11 protein-coding genes are annotated in these 21886 nt (G+C 63.0%); 9 read left to right on the forward strand and 2 right to left on the reverse strand.

From position 1 onward, the window contains the following. The first annotated feature begins 10 nt into the window (after positions 1 to 10). The 9 genes from ACIP1G_RS03835 to ACIP1G_RS03875 all read left to right on the forward strand — a co-directional run bounded on the left by ACIP1G_RS03835 (position 11) and on the right by ACIP1G_RS03875 (position 9742). Positions 11 to 775, forward strand: coding sequence for an ABC transporter ATP-binding protein (locus tag ACIP1G_RS03835; protein ID WP_400733921.1), 765 nt, complete (start codon positions 11 to 13; stop codon positions 773 to 775). Positions 776 to 852: 77 nt separating this feature from the next. After that, positions 853 to 1758 carry a MurR/RpiR family transcriptional regulator gene (locus tag ACIP1G_RS03840; RefSeq protein ID WP_400733923.1) on the forward strand — a complete coding sequence of 302 codons (906 nt, stop codon included), beginning with the start codon at positions 853 to 855 and terminating at the stop codon, positions 1756 to 1758. Between the two features lie 362 nt (positions 1759 to 2120). Then, positions 2121 to 3455 carry a dicarboxylate/amino acid:cation symporter gene (locus ACIP1G_RS03845; RefSeq protein ID WP_400733926.1) on the forward strand — a complete coding sequence of 445 codons (1335 nt, stop codon included), beginning with the start codon at positions 2121 to 2123 and terminating at the stop codon, positions 3453 to 3455. A 65-nt stretch (positions 3456 to 3520) separates the two neighbouring features. Then, complete coding sequence (gene ttdA, locus ACIP1G_RS03850; RefSeq protein ID WP_400734505.1) at positions 3521 to 4420, forward strand: L(+)-tartrate dehydratase subunit alpha; 900 nt, start codon at positions 3521 to 3523, stop codon at positions 4418 to 4420. Between the two features lie 8 nt (positions 4421 to 4428). After that, positions 4429 to 5037, forward strand: coding sequence for a L(+)-tartrate dehydratase subunit beta (gene ttdB, locus ACIP1G_RS03855; RefSeq protein WP_400734507.1), 609 nt, complete (start codon positions 4429 to 4431; stop codon positions 5035 to 5037). Between the two features lie 357 nt (positions 5038 to 5394). After that, a complete protein-coding gene (locus ACIP1G_RS03860; RefSeq protein WP_400733928.1) occupies positions 5395 to 5913 on the forward strand; it encodes a sigma-70 family RNA polymerase sigma factor in 519 nt (172 codons plus the stop codon). Then, positions 5910 to 6878: a FecR domain-containing protein gene (locus tag ACIP1G_RS03865; RefSeq protein ID WP_400733931.1), complete on the forward strand. Its 969-nt coding sequence runs from the start codon at positions 5910 to 5912 to the stop codon at positions 6876 to 6878. Before ACIP1G_RS03860 ends, ACIP1G_RS03865 begins: the two co-directional genes overlap by 4 nt. Before the next feature lie 96 nt (positions 6879 to 6974). Beyond that, complete coding sequence (locus ACIP1G_RS03870) at positions 6975 to 9392, forward strand: TonB-dependent siderophore receptor (RefSeq protein ID WP_400733933.1); 2418 nt, start codon at positions 6975 to 6977, stop codon at positions 9390 to 9392. A 53-nt stretch (positions 9393 to 9445) separates the two neighbouring features. Further along, positions 9446 to 9742, forward strand: coding sequence for a chorismate mutase (locus ACIP1G_RS03875; protein ID WP_400733936.1), 297 nt, complete (start codon positions 9446 to 9448; stop codon positions 9740 to 9742). 111 nt (positions 9743 to 9853) lie between these two features. Here the strand turns inward: ACIP1G_RS03875 and ACIP1G_RS03880 are convergent, their stop codons facing one another. Further along, the gene (locus ACIP1G_RS03880; protein ID WP_400733939.1) at positions 9854 to 10480 is read right to left on the reverse strand and encodes a LysE family translocator; all 627 of its coding nucleotides are present in this window, start codon (positions 10478 to 10480) and stop codon (positions 9854 to 9856) included. Positions 10481 to 10641: 161 nt separating this feature from the next. Next, on the reverse strand, positions 10642 to 21408 hold the full coding sequence (locus tag ACIP1G_RS03885; protein WP_400733942.1) for a peroxidase family protein: 10767 nt from the start codon (positions 21406 to 21408) through the stop codon (positions 10642 to 10644). Between the last annotated feature and the right edge of the window lie 478 nt (positions 21409 to 21886).

Here is a 21886-nt window from a genome sequence, read left to right on the forward strand (position 1 = left end):
GTATCCAACGATGAACAAACTGGAAATTCAGGACCTGCACAAAAGCTACGGCAACCATCAGGTACTCAAGGGCGTTTCGCTGCAGGCCAAGGCGGGCGATGTGATCAGCATCATCGGCTCAAGCGGCTCGGGCAAAAGCACCTTTTTGCGCTGTATCAACCTGCTTGAGCAACCCAGTGCCGGGCAAATCATGGTCAATGGCGAACAACTGAAGTTGCGCACCTGCCCACGCGACGGGCTGCGGGCCGCCGACCCGAGCCAGCTGCAGCGCCTGCGTTCACGGCTGAGCATGGTGTTCCAGCATTTCAATCTCTGGTCGCACATGAGCGCCCTGGCCAACGTCATGGAAGCCCCGGTGCATGTGCTAGGCATGGCGCACAAGGATGCCCGTGAGAAAGCCGAGCACTACTTGCACAAGGTTGGCGTCAGCCATCGCCGTGACGCGTATCCGGCACACATGTCGGGAGGCGAGCAGCAACGCGTGGCGATCGCCCGGGCCCTGGCCATGGAGCCGGAGGTCATGCTGTTCGATGAGCCGACTTCGGCACTTGACCCGGAGCTGGTCGGCGAGGTCCTGAAGGTCATGCAGCAGCTTGCCCAGGAGGGCCGAACCATGGTGGTGGTTACCCACGAAATGGGCTTCGCCCGCGAGGTTTCCAACCAGGTCATGTTCCTGCACCAAGGGGTCGCGCTGGAGCGTGGCGACCCGCGGGAGGTGCTGGCGCGGCCGCAGTCCGAGCGCTTGCAGCAATTTCTTGCCGGCAGCCTCAAGTAAGCACCGTGGCGCCCCGGCTGTTGCCGGGGAAGCCTTGGGATACACTAGGGCCACTCATTCAGGGAGCCTTGAGCCGGATGCCGAGCAATTCGAAAGACACCACCGTGTACGCCTCGCCAGTCATGCGCAAGCTGTCGCAGAGCCTGCCCGACCTGCCGCCTTCGTTGCGCAAGGTGGCAGACTACATCCTGCGTCACCCGCTGAAGGCAGCCACCCTGACCATCGAAGACATGGCCCAAGCCACCGGCACCTCGCCAGCGGCCGTCAATCGCCTGGCCAAGGCCCTGCAACTGGGCGGCTACAGCGGCATGAAAGCCGAGCTGGTGACGACCTTGCAGCAAATGGTCTCGCCCGTGGACAAACTGCGCAACGAACTGGCCCAGCGGCCCGGTGGCGATTTTGGTCTGCATGAGCAGATCCAGAGCGCCAGCAGCAACCTGGCCAGGGCCGCCAGCAACAACCAGGCCGATGCGTTCGAAGCCTTCGTCAGCAACCTGATCGCGGCGCGCAAGGTGTACGTGCTGGGTTTCGGCAACAGTGTCTACATGGCCGGCCTCGCGGCCTCGACGTTGGTGCCGTTCTGCAAGGACACCTGTGCCATCAGCATGGAGGGCGGCAACGAGAATGCCGCCTACCGCCTGGCGGCGATTACCGAGCAGGACGTCCTGCTGGCAATTGCCCTGCCCCGCTACTCCCAGGACACCCTGCAACTGTCGCGCTTTGCCCGCGAGCGCAACGCCACCGTGCTGGCGATTACCGACTCGCCCGCCTCACCGCTCACAGCCATCGCTCACCATGTGTTGTTCGCGCCTGCCGATCACCCTGTGCTTACCAGCTCCAATATTGCCGTGCTGGCGCTTATTGAAGGGCTGGTAGCTGGCGCCATGGCGCGCAACAAGGAAGCGGTGAAGCTGGCGACAGAGCTGACAGAAAGCGTGATGTCCTACTTGCATGTGCCCAGCGGCAAGTTGGCGAGAAAGTAGGCTCTTGTAGGAGCGGGTTTACCCGCGAAGAATTCAACGCGGTGCATGGCACCGGCTGCGCCGGTGTTCGCGGGTAAACCCGCTCCTACAAGCGAACACCGGCGCAGCCGTGCCATCCACCGCAGCCCCTGCTTCGCGGGCAAGACCGCTCTTCAATTGCGGCCTCATAATTAACTTGAGGGAAACAATGAGTTGAATTTCATTGTATTACCCCATTTCTGAAAAACCTTTACCTTTTGCCCTGCGTGATTAACCACAAAAACGCTGGGCTCTTCGGCTATCAAGCCAGGTGTGACCTGCACCCCCATGATTAGCCCGGCCGCCAGATAAATCCGACTCACAACAATAATTCGGAGACGGCAATGGCCAAGCGATTGTTCGGCAAGCTTTACGTACAGGTATTGATCGGCGTAACCCTCGGGGTGCTGATCGGGGTGTTCTGGCCACAGGTTGGCGCTGACCTGAAACCCATCGGTGACGCCTTCATCAAACTGATCAAGATGGTCTTCGCCCCCATCATCTTCGCCACGGTGGTGCTGGGCATCGCCAAGATGGAAAACATGAAGGAACTCGGCCGCGTGGGCGTGCGGGCGCTGATCTACTTCGAAGTGCTGTCCACCTTTGCCCTGGTGCTGGGGCTGGTGGTGGTCAATATCGTGCAGCCCGGCCAGGGCATGAACGTCGACCCTGCCACCCTGGATGCCAAGAGCATCGCCACTTACACCGCCGCCGCAGCCAGCAACAGCGGTGGTTTCATCGACTTCATGCTGCATGTGATACCCGGCAGCGTGACCGACGCTTTTGCCAAGAACGAAATCCTGCCAATCCTGCTGTTCAGCACCCTGTTCGGCATCGCCCTGTCGCACCTGGGCCCACGCGGCAAACCAATGGTGGATGTGCTGGAAGCATTCTCCCACGGCATGTTCTTCATCGTTGGCATGATCATGCGCGTGGCCCCGCTGGCCGCCTGTGGGGCCATGGCCTTCACCGTCGGCAAGTACGGCCTGGGCTCGATCGTGTCGCTGGGCAAGCTGATGGCGACCATGTACCTGACCTGCTTCCTGTTCGTGGTGATCGTGCTGGGCAGCATTGCCCGGCTGTGCGGCTTCAACCTGTGGAAGTTTCTCAAATACCTGAAGGAGGAACTGTTCACCGTGCTGGGCACCAGCTCGTCCGAGTCGGTGGTGCCGCAGCTGATGAACAAGCTGGAGAAGGTGGGCGTGTCCAAGCCGGTGGTCGGGCTGGTGATCCCTTCGGGCCTGACCTTCAACCCGGACGGCCAGTGCATCTACTACACCATGGCCGCCATTTTCATCGCCCAGGCCACCAACACGCCGTTGACCCTCATGGACCAACTGATCGTGCTGGGTGTGCTGCTGCTCACCTCCAAAGGCTCCGCAGGCGTGACCGGCTCGGGCTTTATCACCCTGGCCGCGACCCTGGCGACCATGGACAACATCCCGGTGGCCGGCATGGTGCTGCTGCTGGGCGTGGACCGCTTCATGTCCGAAGCCCGCGCCATCACCAACACCATCGGCAATGCCGTCGGCACCCTGGCTATCGCCAACTGGGTAGGTGCGCTGGATAAGCAGCACATGACCCAGGTGCTCAACGGCCAGGCACCTGTAGAGCAACCAGAACCAGGCCTGCCGCACCCTGCCCTTGCACGCGTAGAAGCCGGCACACCGGCACCCTGACCCCCGTCAAGAAGCAGCAAAAACAACCCGCCTTGTGATGCACTGAGGAAATAACCGTGGATACCATCAATAAAGAAGCAGCCGTCGCGTCGCTGACCGACGTGTTGGCCAAGTTCACCGCCTACATCGGCAAACGCCTGCCCAAAGACGTGAAGGCAAAGACCGCCAAATTGCGCGCGGCCGAAACCAACCCGCTGGCCATCGCCGTGTACGACTCGATGGCCGACAACCAGGAATACGCCGACAAGCTCAACCGCCCCAGCTGCCAGGACACCGGCGTGATCCAGTACTTCATTGCTGCCGGTGCGCGCTTCCCGCTGTTGGGCGAAATGGAAGGCATCCTCGAAAACGCCACCAAGGAAGCCACCATCCACGGCCCGCTGCGCCACAACGCGGTGGAAACCTTCATCGAGAAGAACACCGGCACCAACACCGGCTCGAAAATCCCGTGGCTGGACTGGGAAATCATCCCCGACGCCGACTACGCCATCGTCGACGTGTACATGGCCGGTGGCGGCTGCACCTTGCCGGGTTCGGCCAAGGTACTGATGCCGGGCCAGGGCTATGAAGGGGTGACCGAGTTCGTCTTCGATGTCATCACCTCTCGCGGTGTCAATGCCTGCCCGCCGTTGCTGGTAGGGGTTGGGGTATCGACCTCGGTAGAGACCGCGGCACGCCTGTCGAAGAAGGCCATCCTGCGTGAAGTGGACTCCAGCCACCCCAACGAAAGCGCGGCGATGATGGAGAAGCTGCTGGAAGAAGGCCTCAACGAAATCGGCATTGGCCCGCAGGGCCTGACCGGCAACAGCAGCGTGATGGGGGTGAACATCGAGTCTTCGGCGCGCCACCCCTCGACCATTGGTGTTGCCGTTTCCACCGGCTGCTGGGCGCACCGCCGCGGCAAGATCCGTATCAATGCCGACCTGAGCTATGACATCCTCTCCCACGAAGGTGTGACCCTGTGAACAGTCCTGTGAAAAAGATCATCAGCACCCCCATCAGCGACGAAGACCTGGCCAGCCTCAACGTGGGCGATGTGGTCTACCTTACCGGCCAACTGGTGACCTGCCGTGACGTCGCCCACCGCCGGCTCATCGAGCTGGGCCGCGAGCTGCCGGTGGACCTGCGTGGCGGCGCGATTTTCCACGCCGGCCCTATCGTCAAGAAGAAGGACGATGGCAGCTTCGAGATGGTCTCCATTGGCCCGACCACCAGCATGCGCATGGAAAAGTTCGAAAAGCAGTTCATTGAACAGACCGGTGTGAAGCTGATTGTCGGCAAGGGCGGCATGGGCCCGGAAACCACCACCGGCTGCCTGGAGAACAAGGCCGTGCATGCGGTATTCCCAGGCGGTTGCGCGGTGCTGGCGGCGACCCAGGTAGAAGAGATCGAACGCGCCGAATGGCAAGACCTGGGCATGCCGGAGACCTTGTGGGTGAACCGCGTGCGTGAGTTCGGCCCGCTGATCATCTCCATCGATACCAAGGGCAACAACCTGTTCGAGCAGAACAAGGCGCGCTTCAATGAGCGCAAAGGGGCGGTGATCGAGAAGATCAACAGCCAGGTGCGGTTCATCAAATAACCGAACCCTACGCGGTCCTTTGTAGGAGCGGCCTTGTGTCGCGATAGGGCCGCAAGGCGGCCCCGGCAATCCATGAGTTGACGCTGAAATCCTGGGGCCGCCGCGCGGCCCTGTCGCGACACAAGGCCGCTCCTACAAGGACCGTGTAGCGGCTCATGCCTTTTTCCGCTCGCCAATCTTCTCCAGCCGCGCGGATTACCTTCAGGCTTTCAGTACGTACGCGATCGAGCGCCGCTCAAACGCATTCGCGAACCGCTGAAAACCATCGCATGACCCTTGTTTCGCTCCCGCGACTAACACCATAATGATAAATATTCCTATTTAAGTACCGCTTCGGATCGAATGAAAAAGCCCTGCATGGATGCACACGCCCAGGTCGATGGCCTTTACCGTGACCACCACCGCTGGCTGCGCAACTGGCTGCAACCGCGGCTCAGCTGCCAGCACCTGGCCACCGACATGGTTCAGGATGTATTCGTGCGTATCCTCACGGCGGAGAATGCCGCCGAACGCCTGCAAGCCGTTCGCGAACCCAAGGGCTACCTGGCCACCATCGCCCGCAGGCTGATGATCGACCACTTCCGCCGCGCGCGCATGGAGCGGGCCTGGCTGCAGACCCTGGCCGAACAGCCCGAGGCGCTGGATATCTCTGAAGAGGACCGCGCCGTACTGCTGGAAACCCTGTGCGAACTGGACACCATGCTGGCCGGCCTGGGGCTGGAAGTGCGCCGGGCGTTCTTGCTGTCGCAACTGGAAGGCATGGCGTACAAGGCCATCGCAGAGCAACTGGGCATCTCGCTGTCCACGGTCAACCGGCATATGGCCAAGGCGCTGCACCACTGCCTGCTGTTCAACCTCGAAGCAGGCCTGCAATGAGCGTGACTGACCCCAGGCAGCGCGCAGCACTGGAGCAGGCGGTGCAGTGGTACACCCTGCTGCAGAGCGGCTCGGCCGGGCCGCAGGACCACCTCGGCTGGCAACAGTGGCTGCAACAGAACACGGCCAATCAGTGGGCCTGGCAGCAGATCGAGCGCCTGCAGCAACGCCTGCAAGGCGTGCCCGCTGCAGTGGCCGGGCGCACGCTGGACCTGGCCGGCCAGGCCCGGCACAACAGCCGGCGCAGCGTGCTCAAGGGCGTGGCATTGATGCTCGGTGGCAGCAGCCTGGGCTGGCTGGGTGTCGAGCAGTTCGAAAATGGCGCCTGGCTAGCCGACTATCACACCAAGGTGGGCCAGCGCCTGCCCGTTGCCCTGGCCGATGGCGGCCAGCTGATGCTCAACACCGACAGCGCTGCGGATGTGCGCTATGACGCGCAACAGCGGCTGATCCATTTGCGTCGCGGTGAGGTGATGGTCACGACCGCAGGCGATCCGGCGGGCCGGCCGTTCTTCGTGCAGACCGCGCATGGTCGGGTGCAGGCCCTGGGCACGCGGTTTTCGGTGCACCTGCTGGATGCGCAGACGCAGGTGGCGGTGTTCGAGCATCAGGTGCGCATCACCCCTTTGCACGGTGCACCGCTGCTGCTGCAACCCGGGCAGTACACCCGCTTCTCTGCGGCGGGTGCAGCACCGGTACGGCAACTGGCTGACGAACAGGATGCCTGGACCCAGGGCCTGCTGGTGGCCAATGAGCAGCGGCTGGACACGCTGCTCACCGAACTGGGCCGTTACCGCAGCGGCTGGTTACGCTGCGACCCGGCGGTAGCAGGGTTGCGGGTAAGCGGCACCTTCCCGGTAGACAACAGCGACAAGGCCCTGCGCGCGATCACCAGCGTGTTGCCGGTAAGCATCGTACGGCGTACCCGCTACTGGGTGACGGTCAGCGCGTTGCCAGGTGCATGACAACTTTTTTGCGTAGCGATGAGATTTCTTCTCTTTCTCATCCGACTCAGGGGTAACGGGTGCATGACCCGCTTGCCAACATAAGAGAAGCCCTCCATGAAAACGCATCATCCGCTCCGCCCGCTGGCGGCCGGTATCCGCAATGCCCTGCTGGTGTCGGCGCTGCTCGCTGCCACCCCTGCCCTGGCTGAAACCACGCCCCGTGAGTACCACATTGGCCAGGGCGACCTGGGCCAGGCGCTGACCCGCTTCGCCACCCAGGCCGGCATTGTGCTGTCGTTCGACCCGGCCGCCACCCAAGGCCGCAAGTCGCCGGGCCTGGAGGGCGTGTACGGGGTGGACGAAGGCTTGCGGGCGCTGTTGTCGGGCAGTGGCCTGCGGGTAGTGCGCGAAAACGACGAGCGCTGGTTCATCCTTCCGGCAGGTGAGGAAAGCGGGGCCATGGAGCTGTCGGCAACGCATGTGAACAGTGTCGGGCTGGGCGCTACCACCGAAGGCACCGGGTCGTACACCACTGGAGTGACCAGCACGGCGACCAAGATGAACCTGTCAATCCGTGAGACGCCGCAGAGCATCAGTGTGGTTACCCGCCAGCAGATGGACGACCAGCACCTGGCTAGCATCACCGATGTGCTCAAACAGAACCCGGGCATCACCATGTCCCAGGACGGCGGCGAGCGCTTTCACATCTATTCGCGTGGTTCCGAAATCAGCACCTACCAACTCGACGGCGTCAACACCGTCCAGGAATACCTGACCCGCAACATGCCCAGCACGCTGATGGACATGGCCATCTTCGACCGTGTGGAGATCGTGCGCGGGGCTACGGGCCTGATGACCGGTGCAGGGGAACCGAATGGGGTGGTCAACATGGTGCGCAAGCGCCCCACACGCGATTTCCAGTCCTACATACAGGCTGGCGTCGGCTCCTGGGACTACTACCGCACCGAGGCCGACGTTTCCGGCCCGCTGGTCGAAGGTGGCAAGCTGCGCGGTCGGCTGGTGGCCGCCAAGCAGAACAATCACAGCTTCATGGACTGGTACAGCCAGGACCGTGACCTGTTGTACGGCGTGCTTGAAGCAGACTTTACCGACACCACCACCGCTCGCCTGGGGGTGGACTACCAGACCTACAACGCCAACGGCGCCCCCGGCGTACCGCTGTTCTACAAAAACGGCCAGCCGACCGACTTTTCCCGCTCGACCAGCAGTGGCCCGCGCTGGATGTATGAAGACTACACGACCAAAAACTACGCCTTTGGCCTGGACCAGGAGCTTGCCAACGGCTGGCAATTGAAACTGGCGGCCAACTACATGGACGTTGATCGCGACTCGCTGTCAGCGTTCTATCGCACCGGTGCCGGGGTGGCGACCCTCGAGCAGGCTACCGGCCAGGCCACCCTCGACCTGCTGGAAGTCGAGGCGCATCAGGTGCAGCGCGGCATGAACATTACCTTGCAGGGCCCGTTCGAGCTGCTAGGGCAATCCCATGACCTGATCGTAGGTTTCGATTACCTTGATTACCGCAACAACCACCTGACCGGGTCGGCGGGATCGCCAACGTTCAACTTCTTCACCTGGGGCAACCGCATACCGCAGCCAGGCAGCTACACCCCTGTACTGGATTACGACGTCAACATCCGTCAGACCGGCTACTTCGCTGCCACCCGCCTCAACTTTACCGATGACCTGCACCTGATTCTGGGCGCGCGGACCACCGACTACACCTACGACGCCCACCAAGTCTCGCTGCCCAGTGGTTTCGACAGGCCGTCCAACCTGCAGGAGACGGGTGAAGTCGTACCCTACATGGGGCTGATCTATGACCTGACTGCCGATCAATCGCTGTACGCCAGTTACACCGATATCTTCAAGCCGCAGACCGCCAGGGACCGGACCGGCAAGGTGTTGGACCCGGTCACCGGCAACAACTACGAAATGGGTTGGAAAGGTGAGTTCTACGAAGGCCGGCTCAACGCCAGCGCGGCAATCTACCTGATCAAACGGGACAACTTTGCCGAAGAAGACACTGGCTTTACCATTCCTGGTGAGCCGAACTCAACGGCATCACGCGCGGTAAGCGGCGCCGAGACCAAGGGTATTGATCTGGAGCTTTCCGGAGAGGTGGCCAATGGCTGGAACGTGCATACCGGGTACAGCCATTCACGTACGGAGAACGCCCAAGGCGGCCGCCTGACACCGCAACTGCCGCTGGATACATTCCGGCTGTGGTCAACCTATCGCTTGCCGGGTGAGTGGCAGCGCCTGACCGTTGGCGGTGGTGTGAACTGGAACTCCAAGCAGTCACTGGTCACCACACGCAGCACACGTATCACTCAGGAAGACTATGCCGTGGCAAGCTTGATGGCGCGTTACAAGCTCAGCGAAAACCTGGCCGCCACTGTCAACGTCGAAAACCTCTTCGACAAGAAATACTACGCCGGCCTGGCGGGCAACTATGGCCACTACGGGGCGCCGAGGAACGCCACGTTGAACCTGCGTTACGACTTCTGAAACAGCTGATGTGCTGTGCTACTGTCCTGCATCACCCTCAAGGAGCTCTACACATGGACGTACGCTGCACATCGATTGAAGAAGTTCGCGCGCGCATCGATCACATCGACCAACACCTGGTCGCCCTGCTCGCCCAGCGCGGTCAGCTGGTGACCCAGGCGGCGGCCTTCAAAAAAACCACCGATGACGTGCGCGCGCCTGCGCGGGTCGAGCAGGTGATTGCCAAGGTGCGCGGGATTGCCGGGGAAACCGGGGCTTCGCCGGAGGTGGTGGAGCGGGTGTATCGGGCGATGATCGCGGCGTTTATCGACGAAGAGTTGCAGGTGCATGCGGGGTTGACCGGCAAGTAAGCCGGGGGCCGCTTTGCGGCCCATCGCGACACAAGGCCGCTCCTACAGGAATTACGCGATCCCCTGTAGGAGCGGCCTTGTGTCGCGATGGGCTGCAAAGCAGCCCCAATGTCACTTCTGCCCTAGCGCCGCAATCGACACACCCGAAGCCACAAACGTGGCCCCTGCCCCGAGGTTCAGGCCATTCACCAGCCTGGGCCGCGAACGCAGGAAGCCAGTCAGCACCGTGGCAAACACCCCCATCAGGGCAAACCCGATGGCCGTCAGCAACGCAAACCACACCCCATATACCAGCATCTGCACGGTCACCGAGCCGCGCTGCGGGTCGACGAACTGCGGGATGAAGGCCAGCACGAACAGCCCCGGCTTGGGGTTGAGTGCCGCTGACAGGAAGCCAGTAAGGAAAATGCTCGACAACGGCTGCCGCGCCGCCGGCTGGAAGCTGAACAGGTTGCGGCTGCGCAGCACCTTGATGCCCAGCCAGACCAGGTAGCACGCGCCCACCAGCTTGACCACCAGGAACGCCAGCGCCGAGGTCTGCATCAGCAGGGTCAGGCCCATGGCAGCTGCGCCGACGTGGAACAGAATGCCGGCACCGGAAGAGAACCCCGAGGCAATCGCGGCGGCCTTGCCCTGGCTCAGGCCACGGCCGATGGCCAGCAGGTTATCGGGGCCCGGGGCCAGTACCAGCAGCACGCAGGCCAAGGTGTACATCAGCCAGGTATCGAGGGGAAACATGTGGCGACTCCTTTCGCGAGTGAATGGGGCCGCTTTGCGGCCCATCGAGACACAAGGCCGCTCCTACAGGAATTACGCGATCCCCTGTAGGAGCGGCCTTGTGTCGCGATGGGCTGCGCAGCAGCCCCTGCATTTCAAGCAACAGCTTATCCCTCAGGCCCTCAACCCGCCAGGATGAAGTCCGCTGCGGTCACCGTGGTTGCATCCGCCACCCCCACCAGGCGGATGGAGTCGGTAGCGCCGATGCTGACCAGCGTATCCGCGCCAACATCGGCGATGGTCACGCTGGCGGCAAAGGTGGCCGCGGTGATGTTGAGGGCGGTGATATCCAGCCGGTCCTGGCCACCCGCCGCAATGGCGTCGAAGTTGATGATCAGGTCGTTGCCGAAGCCGGCCGCGAACTGGAACACATCGTTGCCGTCTGTGGCCATCATGGTGTCGTTGCCGGCACCACCCAGCACCGTGTCATTGCCTGCCGCACCGTTGATGAAGTCATTGCCGGCGCCGCCGAGCAAGGTGTCGTTGCCAACATCACCAAACAGCGTGTCGTTGCCATCGCCGCCCTGCAGGGTGTCGTTGCCGTTGCCACCGTCCAGGCTGTCATCGCCAGCACCACCGTTCAGCGTGTCGTTACCGGCATCCCCCAGCAGCGTGTCGTTGCCGTCACCGCCATCCAGGCTGTCATCACCGCCGCCACCACTCAGGCGGTCGGCACCCAGGCCGCCGAACAGCTGGTCGTTACCGGCATCGCCGTTGAGGGTGTCGTTGCCCGCATTGCCATTGAGTGTGTCATTGCCGCCGTCACCATTGAGCGTGTCGTTGCCCGCCGCGCCGTTGATGATGTTGGCCAGGCCGTTACCGGTAGCGGTGAAGTTGCCCGCCCCGGTATAGGTCAGGTTTTCGACGTTGTTGGCCATGGTGTAGCTGGCCAGCGTGGTACGCACCAGGTCCGTGCCTGCTCCAGTAGCCTCGACCACCACATCCCCGGCGTCATCCACCACGTAGGTGTCGTCGCCGACGCCACCCACCAGGCGGTCGGCCCCTGCACCGCCATTGAGCACGTCGTTGGCGGCGCCACCGGTGATGGTGTTGGCCAACGCGTTACCGGTACCGGTGAAGGCGCTGCTGCCGGTGTAGGTCAGGTTCTCGACGTTGGCGCCCAGGGTGTAGCTTGCCAGGCTGGTCTGCACCAGGTCGGTACCGCCGTTCAGTGCTTCGGTTACCGTGTCACCGACGTTGTCGACCACGAAGGTATCGTTGCCTGTACCACCGATCATGGTATCCGCGCCAAGCCCACCGTTGAGGGTGTCGTTGCCGTCCTCGCCATTGAGCAGGTCTGGGTCGTCACCGCCATTGAGGATGTCGTTGCCGACACCACCGAACAACTGGTCGGAGCCGCCCAGGCCATTGAGCGTGTCGTTGCCGCCCAGGCCCGAGATGACGTCGTTACCTGCACCACCGGTCAGGGTGTTGGCACCGTTGGTACCGGTCAACACCACGCCTGCCGGCACGGTCACCGCTGCGGTGGCCGCCGAAGTCAGCGACTCCAGGGTGCCGAAGCCGTCGGTGTAACGCACGATCACCCGCAGCTGCTGGTTACCCTGGGCAAAGCCGGGGGTGAAGGTGGCGGCGGTAGCACCGGCGATGTTGGCGAAGGTACCGCCAGTGCCCTGTTGCCACTGGAAGCTGAAGGCGCCCAGGCCGTCCAGGTCGGCGATGCCGCCGGTGAGTGCGGTCAGCGTTTGGCCTTGGTCTGGCGTGGTGTCGCTGATCAGCACGGCACCGGTCGGTGCATCGTTGACGTTGGCCACCGGGTCGAGGATGTCGGAGGCGACGCTTTCCTGCACGCCAAAGTCATCCACGTAGCTGACCACCACCCGCATGTTCTGCCCCACTTGCGCCTGGGTCAGGACAAAGGTGCTGCTGATGGCGCCAGCAATGTTGACCCAACCCACCCCCCGGTTGGATTGCCACTGGAAGGTGAACTGCGGGTTGCTCAGGCCATCGGCATCGACGATGGTCGCCGGGTTGGCGGTGAGCGTCTGGTTCTGCACCAGCAGCCCGGTTACGGCCGGCCCGGCACTCGGCGCGCTGTTCGCCGACGAGTCGACGATTTCCAGCGTGCCTTTGGCGTCCTGGTACACCCCACGTACGCGGATGCTCAGGCCAGCCACATCGTCTGTCACCCGGTAGGTGCTGCCGATTGCCCGCGAGACTTCGCCTGCGGCGACGAAGGTGATGTCTTCGTACACCCCGGAGCCCGGCAGGCGCTCGACCTGCCAGTAGTAGGCCATCGGACCATTGACGGCACCGCTGGCATTGGCCGCGCTGGCGTTGTCGGCATCGTGCACCGCCAGGTTGGTTACTTTCAGCAGCTGGCCGCTGACCGGTGTGTCGTCACGCACGCCGCTGGCAGCGTCGAGGATCACCAGGTGGCCCGACGGGCCTGCGTTGGCCGCGGTACCCACGCCGGAGGCTATCGAGGTGTCGGAGAACTGCAGGCGCTCGATACCGGTCAGGTGGTCGACGCCATCACGCCCGGCCACCCGGTCGGTAACCGTCACCGAGTTGCCATCGACCACCACGTCGTAGTCGGTGGCCACCCCCGAGAACAGCGCCGTGTCGTAGTTGTCGGTGCCGTTGAGGATCTCGCGGATGATCACCAGCTGGCCCGGGTTGTAGGTGCCATTGAGCATGAACGGCACCATCGGCTCCATGCTGTTGAAGCTGGCGATTTCCGGGCCGGTGCCATCGTGGTTGGCGCGGACGCTGATGCGCACGTTCAGCCACTTGTCACCGTCGAGAATATCGTCACCGCCGCGGCCTTCGAGCAGGTCGCTGCCGCTGCCGCCGAGGATGATGTTGCCGCCGTCGTAGAACGTGGCCCCAGCGGCCAGCAGACTGGACAGGCCATTGATCAGGCTGATGTTGGTCAGCACGCTGCCTGTCGCGCCAGCAGTAGGCAGTGAAGTGGCGTCTTCGTTGTCACCGCGCAGGAAGTCGCCATGCGCCGAACCCGACAGGCCTTCCATGATGTCGAAGCGCACCAGCGCCGAAGCGCCTGAGCCCGGTACCGGTGGCACATCGAAGAAGCGGTCGCTGTAGTCGATGGTCACGCCCTGGGCCAGGTCCTTGAAGGTTGCCCAGTCGTAGCCCGAGCCACCGATGTAGCGGTCGCCAAAGCCCAGGCTGCCGACCATGATGTCGTCGCCGCCTTCACCGTTGAACTTGTCGTTCTCGTTGCCGCCGATGAACACGTCGTTGCCAATGACCGGGTCGTTGCCGAGTGGGTCGAAGTTGTCGCCAGGCGCACCGTCCGAGGTGCCCTTCTCGATCCAGTCGTCACCTTCGTTGCCCATGTCCTGCTCGTTGGCCTTGCTGCCCAGGATAAAGTCATTGCCCTGGCCGCCAATGGCTTCGGAGGCATCCTCACCGGTGACGATGAAGTCGTTGCCGAAGCCGCCGATGATCAGGTTGATGCCATTACCGCCGTGCAGCACGTCGTTGCCGTCGCCGCCCTGGATGTTGTCGTCACCACCCATGTCGCTGATGATGTCGTCGCCGGCACCACCACGCAGCTGGTCGTTGCCGTCGCCACCTTCGATGCGGTCGTTGCCGGCATCGCCCCAGACCGTGTCGTCACCTTCGCTGGACACCAGGATGTCGTCGCCGTTGGTACCACCCAGCACGATATGCTCGGCACCGGCATAGCGGATGTAGTTGCTGTCCGGGCCAACCGTCAGCGGGCTGTCGCGGAACACCACCTGCTCGCCGTTTTCACCCAGCGGGTCGGCATTGCCCAGGCCGTCGTTGTACTGCTTGCTCTTGTCCAGTTCCAGGTAGAAGCCCGGGTCGGAGAACACCAGGCCCGGCAAGTGCGTGGCCGAAGTGTTGGCCATGATCAGCTTGGCGAACGAGTTGCTTTCCAGCTCGGCGTTCATCGACAGGCCGGCGGTGCGCTCCAGGTAGTAGAAGCGGTCGCCGTCCTGCAGTTTCTCCATCTGGTTCTCGAACACGAAGTTGAAGGTGGTGCCGAGCATGCCGCCGAACGGGGTTTTCTCTTCGGCCAGGCCGCCGATCCACAGGTCGATGGCATCGACACCGGTGATGGTCACACCCTTCAGGTCATCGGCAGTGCCCAGTGCGCCATCCTTGCCGGCCAGGGTCATGTTCGCCCAGTCGCCGCTGCTGTTGAGGAAGTCCAGCCGATCGGTTGGCGCACCATCGCCGCCGAACACCAGGGCCATGGCTGCAGCGCGTTTTTCCAGCAGCGTGGTGGCTTCGGTGATGGTGCTGTGGGTGCCATAGGCCGCAATGAAGTTGATGAGCGACTCCGGATGCTTCAGGTGCTGCACCAGGTCGACCCAGCTGGTGTAAGGCTTGAGCTGGGTATCGCCGGTTTGCCCGTAGATGTCGCGGCGCAAGGCGTTCAGCGAGGGGATACCGACGTCGCGGCCACGGGCGATGTTGATGGCCGGCAGGTCCAGCGGCAGGCCGAGCAGGTTGTTGCGCAGCGCCTCGGTGACGAACTCGTCGATTTCGTTACCGGCCTGGCGGGTGACCCCGCGCACGATGGCGCTGGTCGCGTCCTCGGGGGTGACGCCGCTGGCGGCATAGGCCAGCGGGTTGAGGAACGCCGCGATCAGCCCCAGTTGCTGCTCGGGGTTGGCGCTTGCCGGGTCCTTGATGACGTTGAAGTCGATGTCGAAGCGGTCGACGGTCTCGGTCAGCATCGAGTGGCCGAAGCGGTACACGGTGTGGGCGAATTCGGCCACGATCGAGGCATCGAGGTCGACGTCATACACCTGGGTCGGGGCGAAGAACAGGTCGACCCGTGGTTGCACGGTACGGGCGAACTCTTCGAACACCAGGTGCTGGTACTGCATTTCGGTGCCGAACTTGGCGGCCTGGAACAGGCGCTCGCCGTTCCACACCAGGGCATTGACCTCGGTCGGGGTGGTTGGCAATGCCGTTACCGGGTTGAGCAGCCATTCGTTGAGGAAGGCCAGGTCGTTCGAATCGAGCACAGTGTCCATGGTCTGTGCCACCAGCCGGTTGTGCTCGGAGTGGAAGATCGCATGCACGGCGGTCAGGCCGATGTTCTCGTTGACCCGGCCATCACCGGCAATGTAGTGCGCGTCGAGCAGCTCGTTGTCGTAGTTCAGGTTGGCACCGGTGTTCGGGTTGACGTCCACCGGGTTGCCAACGAGATTATCCGCATCGGGTGCCAGCACCCCACCACTGAACACCGGCACTGCATTGTGGGCGATATCAGCGAGGAACTGGTGGCCGGTGCGCACCGCGTTGGCCAGGTTGATCGGCGCCAACGGGTTGCCTTCTACCTGTTGGTCATCGGCAGTACCGGCGATACCGTCTACACCCTTCATCACCACCATCGGGTAGCCATGCGGCCCCTTGATGAAGTTGCCATAGGCATCGGTGGCCAGCAGCGGCACGTTGTCGACGTCGGCATCGGTCAGGTTGATGCCGAGCAGGTCGCGGGCCTGTGCCTTGACCACCTTCCAGGTGGCCATGCCGCCGATTTCGTGGTCATCAGCAGTGCCGAACTTGCCATCGGCGCCCAGGTCGCGGTTGGTAATCAGCCGGCCAGTGGCAACCGGGCCATTGTCGGTCATCACGTAGGCGCGCAGGAACACCTGGTGCGAAGGGTGCGAGCTGTAGGTCTGGTTCTGGTCCACGAACGGGGTGGTGGTGTTGGTATGCTCGTGAATATCGTCGGCGTTGCCGAGGATGCCATCAGGCCCAGGCAGGTTGGTGGCACGGGTCACAACCATGAAGTTGGTCGGGGCACCTTCCTTGTACAGGGGGTCGTCCGGCTTCAGCGGGATGTACACCGTACCCGAGCCACCCTTGGTGACCAGGTCCAGGCCATGGTCGAAGAACTGCCCGAAGAAAGTCATCCAGGCGTTGAACGGCGCGGACAGCCCGGCATCGGCAGCGGTGTTCTCGAACAGGTACACATCGTGGTCGTCATTGGTGCCGAACTTGCCGTCCAGGCCAGGGCTGGCAACGATGCGCACGCCATCCTTGAGCACGTCGTCGTTGCCTTGCGCACCGAAGTCCAGCTGGCCGTTCAGGCCTGGGTCATAGGCGTTGGCATAGGCCGCCGGGTTGTTCGAGGTCTGGTCAACGATCAGGTTACTGATGGTACGCGGTTGCGAGTCGAACACCGCGCCGCTGGTTTGCTGGTACGAAGAGCCGGGGACGGCTGGCGAGCCAGGGCCGAAGAAGCCGGCACCCACGCCTTCGGCCTGGTTGAACACCGGGTCGGTCAGGCGCGGGAACACGTTGTCGGCAGCACCGTACTGGGTGTGGTTGTTGCCGTTGAGGTTCATCAGGTTGTTGTTCGAACCATCCACCGCCCGCAGGCCCAGTGGCGCACGGATGTTGGGGATCAGCGAGAGGATGTCCTGCCCATGTGCATCGGCCTCGGCGATCTTGATCTGCGCCAGGATGAAGTTGAGGTCGGAGCGCACCATGTGCAGGCCGGCACCACCATCAGCGGCATCCACCACCGGCACGGCCGGCGTCGGCACCACGGGCGCGCCTGGCTGCACCAGGCCGGTAGGCTGGGAGAACAGCACTTCGGTGGTGCCATGGGCGTCCTGGTAGATGGCCTTGACCCGCAAGTTCAGGCCGGCCAGGTCTGGCGACACCTTGAACGAGGTGCCGTCGGCACTCTGGAACGCCAGGTCGCCGGCAGGCAGCAGGATGATGTCCTCAAACACACCACTGCCCGGGTTGGCCTCGAACTGCCAGTAGTACGACACCGAGCTGTTGGCCAACGTACCCAGCGGGTTGCCGGTGCCAATGTTGTCGGCATCACGTACGCCCGCCACGCTCACCGTCAGCATATCGCCCACGGTAACCGCGCCACCCACGCCACCCGTCACGGTCGGGCTGCCGGTGGGCTGCGCGTTCACGCCTTCCAGCAGCACCAGCTGGCTGTCGGCGAACTGCAAACGTTCGATGTGCAGCAGTGTATCAACGCCGTCGCGGCCGGCCACACTGTCGGTCACGGTCCAGACATCGTCGGACGTGATGACCGTGCCCCGGTTGTCACGGGTGACGGTGTACTCGCTCTGCACGCCCGAGAATATCGCGGTATCGAAGGCCGCCCCACCGGTCGAGATACCATTGAGGATTTCCCGCACAGCCTTGAGCTGGCCAGGGTTGTAGGTGCGGTCAAGCATGTACGGGATCATGTCGACCATGCTGTCGAAGCTGTTGATCTCGGGGCCAGTGTGGTCAACGTCATCGGCGGCATACACCGCGATGCGCACGTTGAGCCACTTGTCACCGTCGATCAGGTCGTCGCCGCCTCGGCCCTCGATCAGGTCGCTGCCATCGCCGCCCAGCAGGATGTTGCCGGTAGCAAAGCCAGTGGTCGGTAACCCGGCGGCTTCCAGGAAGTCGCGCAGGCCATGGATCAAATCGACGTTGGTCAACGCACTGCCGGTGGTGCCGCCGTGGTTGAGGATGGTCACGGCATCGACATCATCGCCCTTGAGCACGTCGGCGTAATGCGAGCCGGACACGCCCTCGACCTCGGCGAAGCGGTCGAGGATGGAAGCCGGCGAGGCGCCGACCGGGTTGAACACGCCGGTGTTCTGGTTCGGCGCATTGCCATGGGGCTGGGCCAGGGCGGCCAGGCTCAGGTCGACGGTGACACCGACCTTGTCATTCTTGTAGGTCACCCAGTCGAACCCGGACATGCCGTCCATCTTGTCCTGGGCATCACTGCCGACAAAGATGTCGTCGCCGCCCTCGCCGATCATTTCATCAAAGCCGCCGCCACCGACGAAGATGTCGTTGCCGACCACTTCGTCACCCAGCAACGGCGCAAAGTTGTCGCCGGGCGCACCGTCCTGGGTGCCCTTCTCGATCCAGTCGTCGCCTTCGTTGCCGGTCGGCGGCAGGTTGGTCTTGGCGCCGAGGATGAAGTCGTCACCCTGGCCGCCGAAGGTGGTGCTGATGTCTTCGGTGGTTATGATGAAGTCCTGGCCATCGCCGCCCAGGATCAGGTTGCCGGCCGCCAGCATGCTGCCGGCAACGATCACGTCGTTGCCGGCGTTGCCTTCCAGGCGGTTGTCGCCGAACGAGTCGGTGATGATGTCGTCGCCTGCGCCGCCCAGCACCGCATCGTTGCCGGCGCCGCCTTCGAGGCGGTCGTTGCCGGCGTCACCATAGACCGTGTCGTCACCATCACCGGAGATGATGATGTCGTTGCCGGAAGTACCGCCCAGCACCACATGGTCTTCGCCGGTGTAGTGCAGGTAGTTTTCGTCTGGCCCGACGGTATCGGGGTTGTCGCGGATCACCAGCGGCACCACTTCGACGCCGTTGATCATGATGCCGCCAGTCGGGTCGTCCCGGCCTTCAGCCCCCAGCCCGGTGAACTGGTTGGCCTGGTTCACCTCCAGGGTGTAGGTGGGCGTGAGGAACACCGTGTTGGACAGGTGAGTGACGTCGGAGTTGAGCATGATCAGCTTGGCGAAGGAGTTGTTCTCCAGCTCCGTGCCAAAGTTCATGCCCGCCGTGCGCGACAAGTAGTAGAAACGGTCGCCGTTCTGCAGCGCTTCCAGCTGGGTTTCGAAGACGAAGTTGAAGCTGGAGCCGAGCATGCCGCCAAACGGCATCTTCTTCTCGGCCAGGCCGCCGACCCAGAAATCGATGGCATCGACGCCGGTAATGGTCACGCCGGCATTGTTGGCCCAGTTGTCGGTGCCGTTGAGGAACGCCAAGCGGTCAGACGGCGCGCCATCGCCGCCGAATACCAAGGCAAAGGCAGCGGCGCGCTTGGCCGCTTCGGTAGTGGCCCCGGTGATGGTCGAGTGCGTGCCGTAGGCGGCGATGAAGTTCACCAGCGATGCCGGGTGCTTGAGGTAATCGGCAAAATCGACCCAGCTGATGTACGGTTTGAGCTGGCTGTCGCCAGTCATGGCGTAGAACTCGCGGCGGGCTTCGTTCAGGCTGGGGATGCCGGTGTCGCGGCCACGGGCGATGTTCAGTGCGGGCAGGTCCAACGGCAGGCCGAGCAGGTTGTTGCGCAGCGCCTCGGTGACGAATTCGTCGATCTCGTTGCCCAGCTGGCGGGTCACGCCGCGGATAATCGCGCCAGCTGCTTCGTCTGCAGTGGCGCCGCTTTCGGCAAATGCCAGCGGGTTGAGGAAGGCGGCGATCAGGCCCAATTGCGGGTCGCCGTTTACCGTGTCGAAGTCAGTGTCGAAGCGGTCGACGGTTTCGGTCAGCATCGAGTGGCCGAAGCGGTACACCACGTGGGCGAACTCGGCGAGGATTGCCGGGTTGATCGAAGTATCGTAGCCGTTGGGTGCCAGGAACTCGTCGATCTGCGGCTGGATGGTGCGGGCGAACTCTTCGAACACCAGGTGCTGGTACTGCATTTCGGTGCCGAACTTGGCGGCCTGGAACAACCGCTCACCGTCCCAAACCAGCGCGGCAATGCCGGCGGCGGTGGTAGGGATGGCGGCCACATCGTCGATCAGCCATTCGTTGAGGAACGCCACGTCGCCCGCGGCCAGCAGGGTGTCCTTGGTCTGCTGCACCAGGCGGTTGTGCTCGGAGTGGAACACATGGTGCACGGCAGTCAGGCCGATGTTCTCGTTCACCCGGCCGTCGCCGGCGATGTAGTGGGCGTCGAGCAGTTCGTTGTCGTAGGTCAGGTTGCTGCCGCCAGGCCCCGGCGGCTGTGCATTGCCAATCAGGGTGTCGCCGTCAGGGCGCAGCTCACCACCGACGATCACCGGCGCGGCACTGTGGGCAATGTCGTCGAGGAAACCATGCCCGGTGCTTACGGCATTGGCCAGGCTGATGGGCGCGGCGCGGTTGCCTTCGACCAGCTGGGTGACGTCGTCGGCGGTGCCGGCGATGCCGTCCAGGCCATTGTTCACACGCATCACCACCTGCGGCATGCCGTTGGGCCCACGCAGGAAGTTGCCATAGGGGTCGGTGGCCAGCAGCGGCACGCTGTGCACGTCGGCGTCGGTCAGGTTGATACCGAGCAGGTCGCGGGCCTGGGCCTTGACCACCGCCCAGGTGGCCATGCCGCCGTTCTCGCTGTTGCCATCGTCACTGGTGCCGAACTTGCCATCGGCGCCCAGGTCGCGGTTGGTGATCAGCCGCCCGGTGGCCACCGGGTCGCCGGCGGCGTTGAGCATGTACTCACGCAGGAATACCTGGTGCGAGGGGTGCGAGCTGTAGGTCTGGCTCTGGTCGACGAACGGCGAGGTGGTGTTGGTCTGGCCATCGTCGGCAGTGCCTACCACGCCATCGGCACCGGCGGTACGCACGGCCCGTGGCAGCACCATGAAGTTGGTCTGGCTGTTGGCGTTGTACAGCGGGTCGTCGGGGCGCAGCGGGATGAACACGATGTCGGTGCTGCTTTTGGTGACCAGGTCCAGGCCGTGGTCGAAGAACTGGCCGAAGAAGGTCATCCAGGCGTTGAAGCCGGCGGTCAGGCCCACGTCTGGCGAGACGTTGGGGATGAAGAACACTGGCTTGTCATCAGCGGTGCCGAACACCCCGTCGATGCCCGGGCTCATCACCGGGGCGGCGCCGCCGTTGGCCTCGACTGCCGCCGGATTGTTCTGCGTCTGGTCGACGATCAGGTTGCTGATGGTGCGCGGCTGCGAGTCGGTGACCATGCCGGTGCCAACATAGTTGGCCCGGTAGGAGGCATCGAGCAGGCGCAGGAACGCGTTGTCGGCAGCGCCGAACTCGCTTTGCCCGGCGACCAGGTTGTTGAAGCTACCGTCCACAGTGCGCAGGCCGAAAGGTACCTGGCCGTTGGGCAGCAGGTCGATCAGGCTGGTACCAGCGGAGTGGGCTTCGGCGATGAAGATCTGCTTGAGGATGAATTCCAAATCCGACTTGCTGAAATTGGCCATTTTCAATTGCCCTCGATCTGTCGGGAGAAATCACAGGGCAGCAGGGTCCTTCCCGCGCCCAGTCAGGGTTGACTTGCGCAGTTTCTGTTCAGGGGTTCAGGGGACAGCTGGGCGGTCTCGTCTTGGCGCCACTGACCTCATTGCCGGCAAGCCGGCTCCCACGGGTACGGCGGTAACCTTGTTAACGGTGCGATACAGTTGTGTAACGCACATGCATCGCCCCCAGCTCGCACAGGGTCCGAATACATCAGACTAAAGTCGCAGGACAAAACCTTGTCAATATCCCGTCAAAAAAAACGTCTCGCGATGATAATGCGTTGCAACTAGCTGTTTTTCTGGCACTTATGAAAAGTTCAAAGATTTTATAGAGCGAAAAGATATTACCGAATGTTTCGTTGCAACCTACGCTGCTGCATGTGGGAGCAACGCAGCGTTTTGGACCATTCGCCTATAGAGCGACCCGTCTGCGAGCCGACCA

Origin of the sequence: Pseudomonas sp. NPDC089392 (genome assembly GCF_044749595.1) — a bacterium.
Taxonomy (GTDB): Bacteria; Pseudomonadota; Gammaproteobacteria; order Pseudomonadales; family Pseudomonadaceae; genus Aquipseudomonas.

Bases quoted from the DNA above. Each gene is read 5' to 3' on its own strand.
- ACIP1G_RS03840 (WP_400733923.1), top strand. From the start codon at position 853: ATGCCGAGCAATTCGAAAGACACCACCGTGTACGCCTCGCCAGTCATG.
- ACIP1G_RS03885 (WP_400733942.1), bottom strand. From the start codon at position 21,408: ATGGCCAATTTCAGCAAGTCGGATTTGGAATTCATCCTCAAGCAGATC.
- ACIP1G_RS03845 (WP_400733926.1), top strand. From the start codon at position 2,121: ATGGCCAAGCGATTGTTCGGCAAGCTTTACGTACAGGTATTGATCGGC.
- ACIP1G_RS03860 (WP_400733928.1), top strand. From the start codon at position 5,395: ATGGATGCACACGCCCAGGTCGATGGCCTTTACCGTGACCACCACCGC.
- ACIP1G_RS03865 (WP_400733931.1), top strand. From the start codon at position 5,910: ATGAGCGTGACTGACCCCAGGCAGCGCGCAGCACTGGAGCAGGCGGTG.
- ACIP1G_RS03875 (WP_400733936.1), top strand. From the start codon at position 9,446: ATGGACGTACGCTGCACATCGATTGAAGAAGTTCGCGCGCGCATCGAT.
- ACIP1G_RS03870 (WP_400733933.1), top strand. From the start codon at position 6,975: ATGAAAACGCATCATCCGCTCCGCCCGCTGGCGGCCGGTATCCGCAAT.
- ACIP1G_RS03880 (WP_400733939.1), bottom strand. From the start codon at position 10,480: ATGTTTCCCCTCGATACCTGGCTGATGTACACCTTGGCCTGCGTGCTG.
- ACIP1G_RS03835 (WP_400733921.1), top strand. From the start codon at position 11: ATGAACAAACTGGAAATTCAGGACCTGCACAAAAGCTACGGCAACCAT.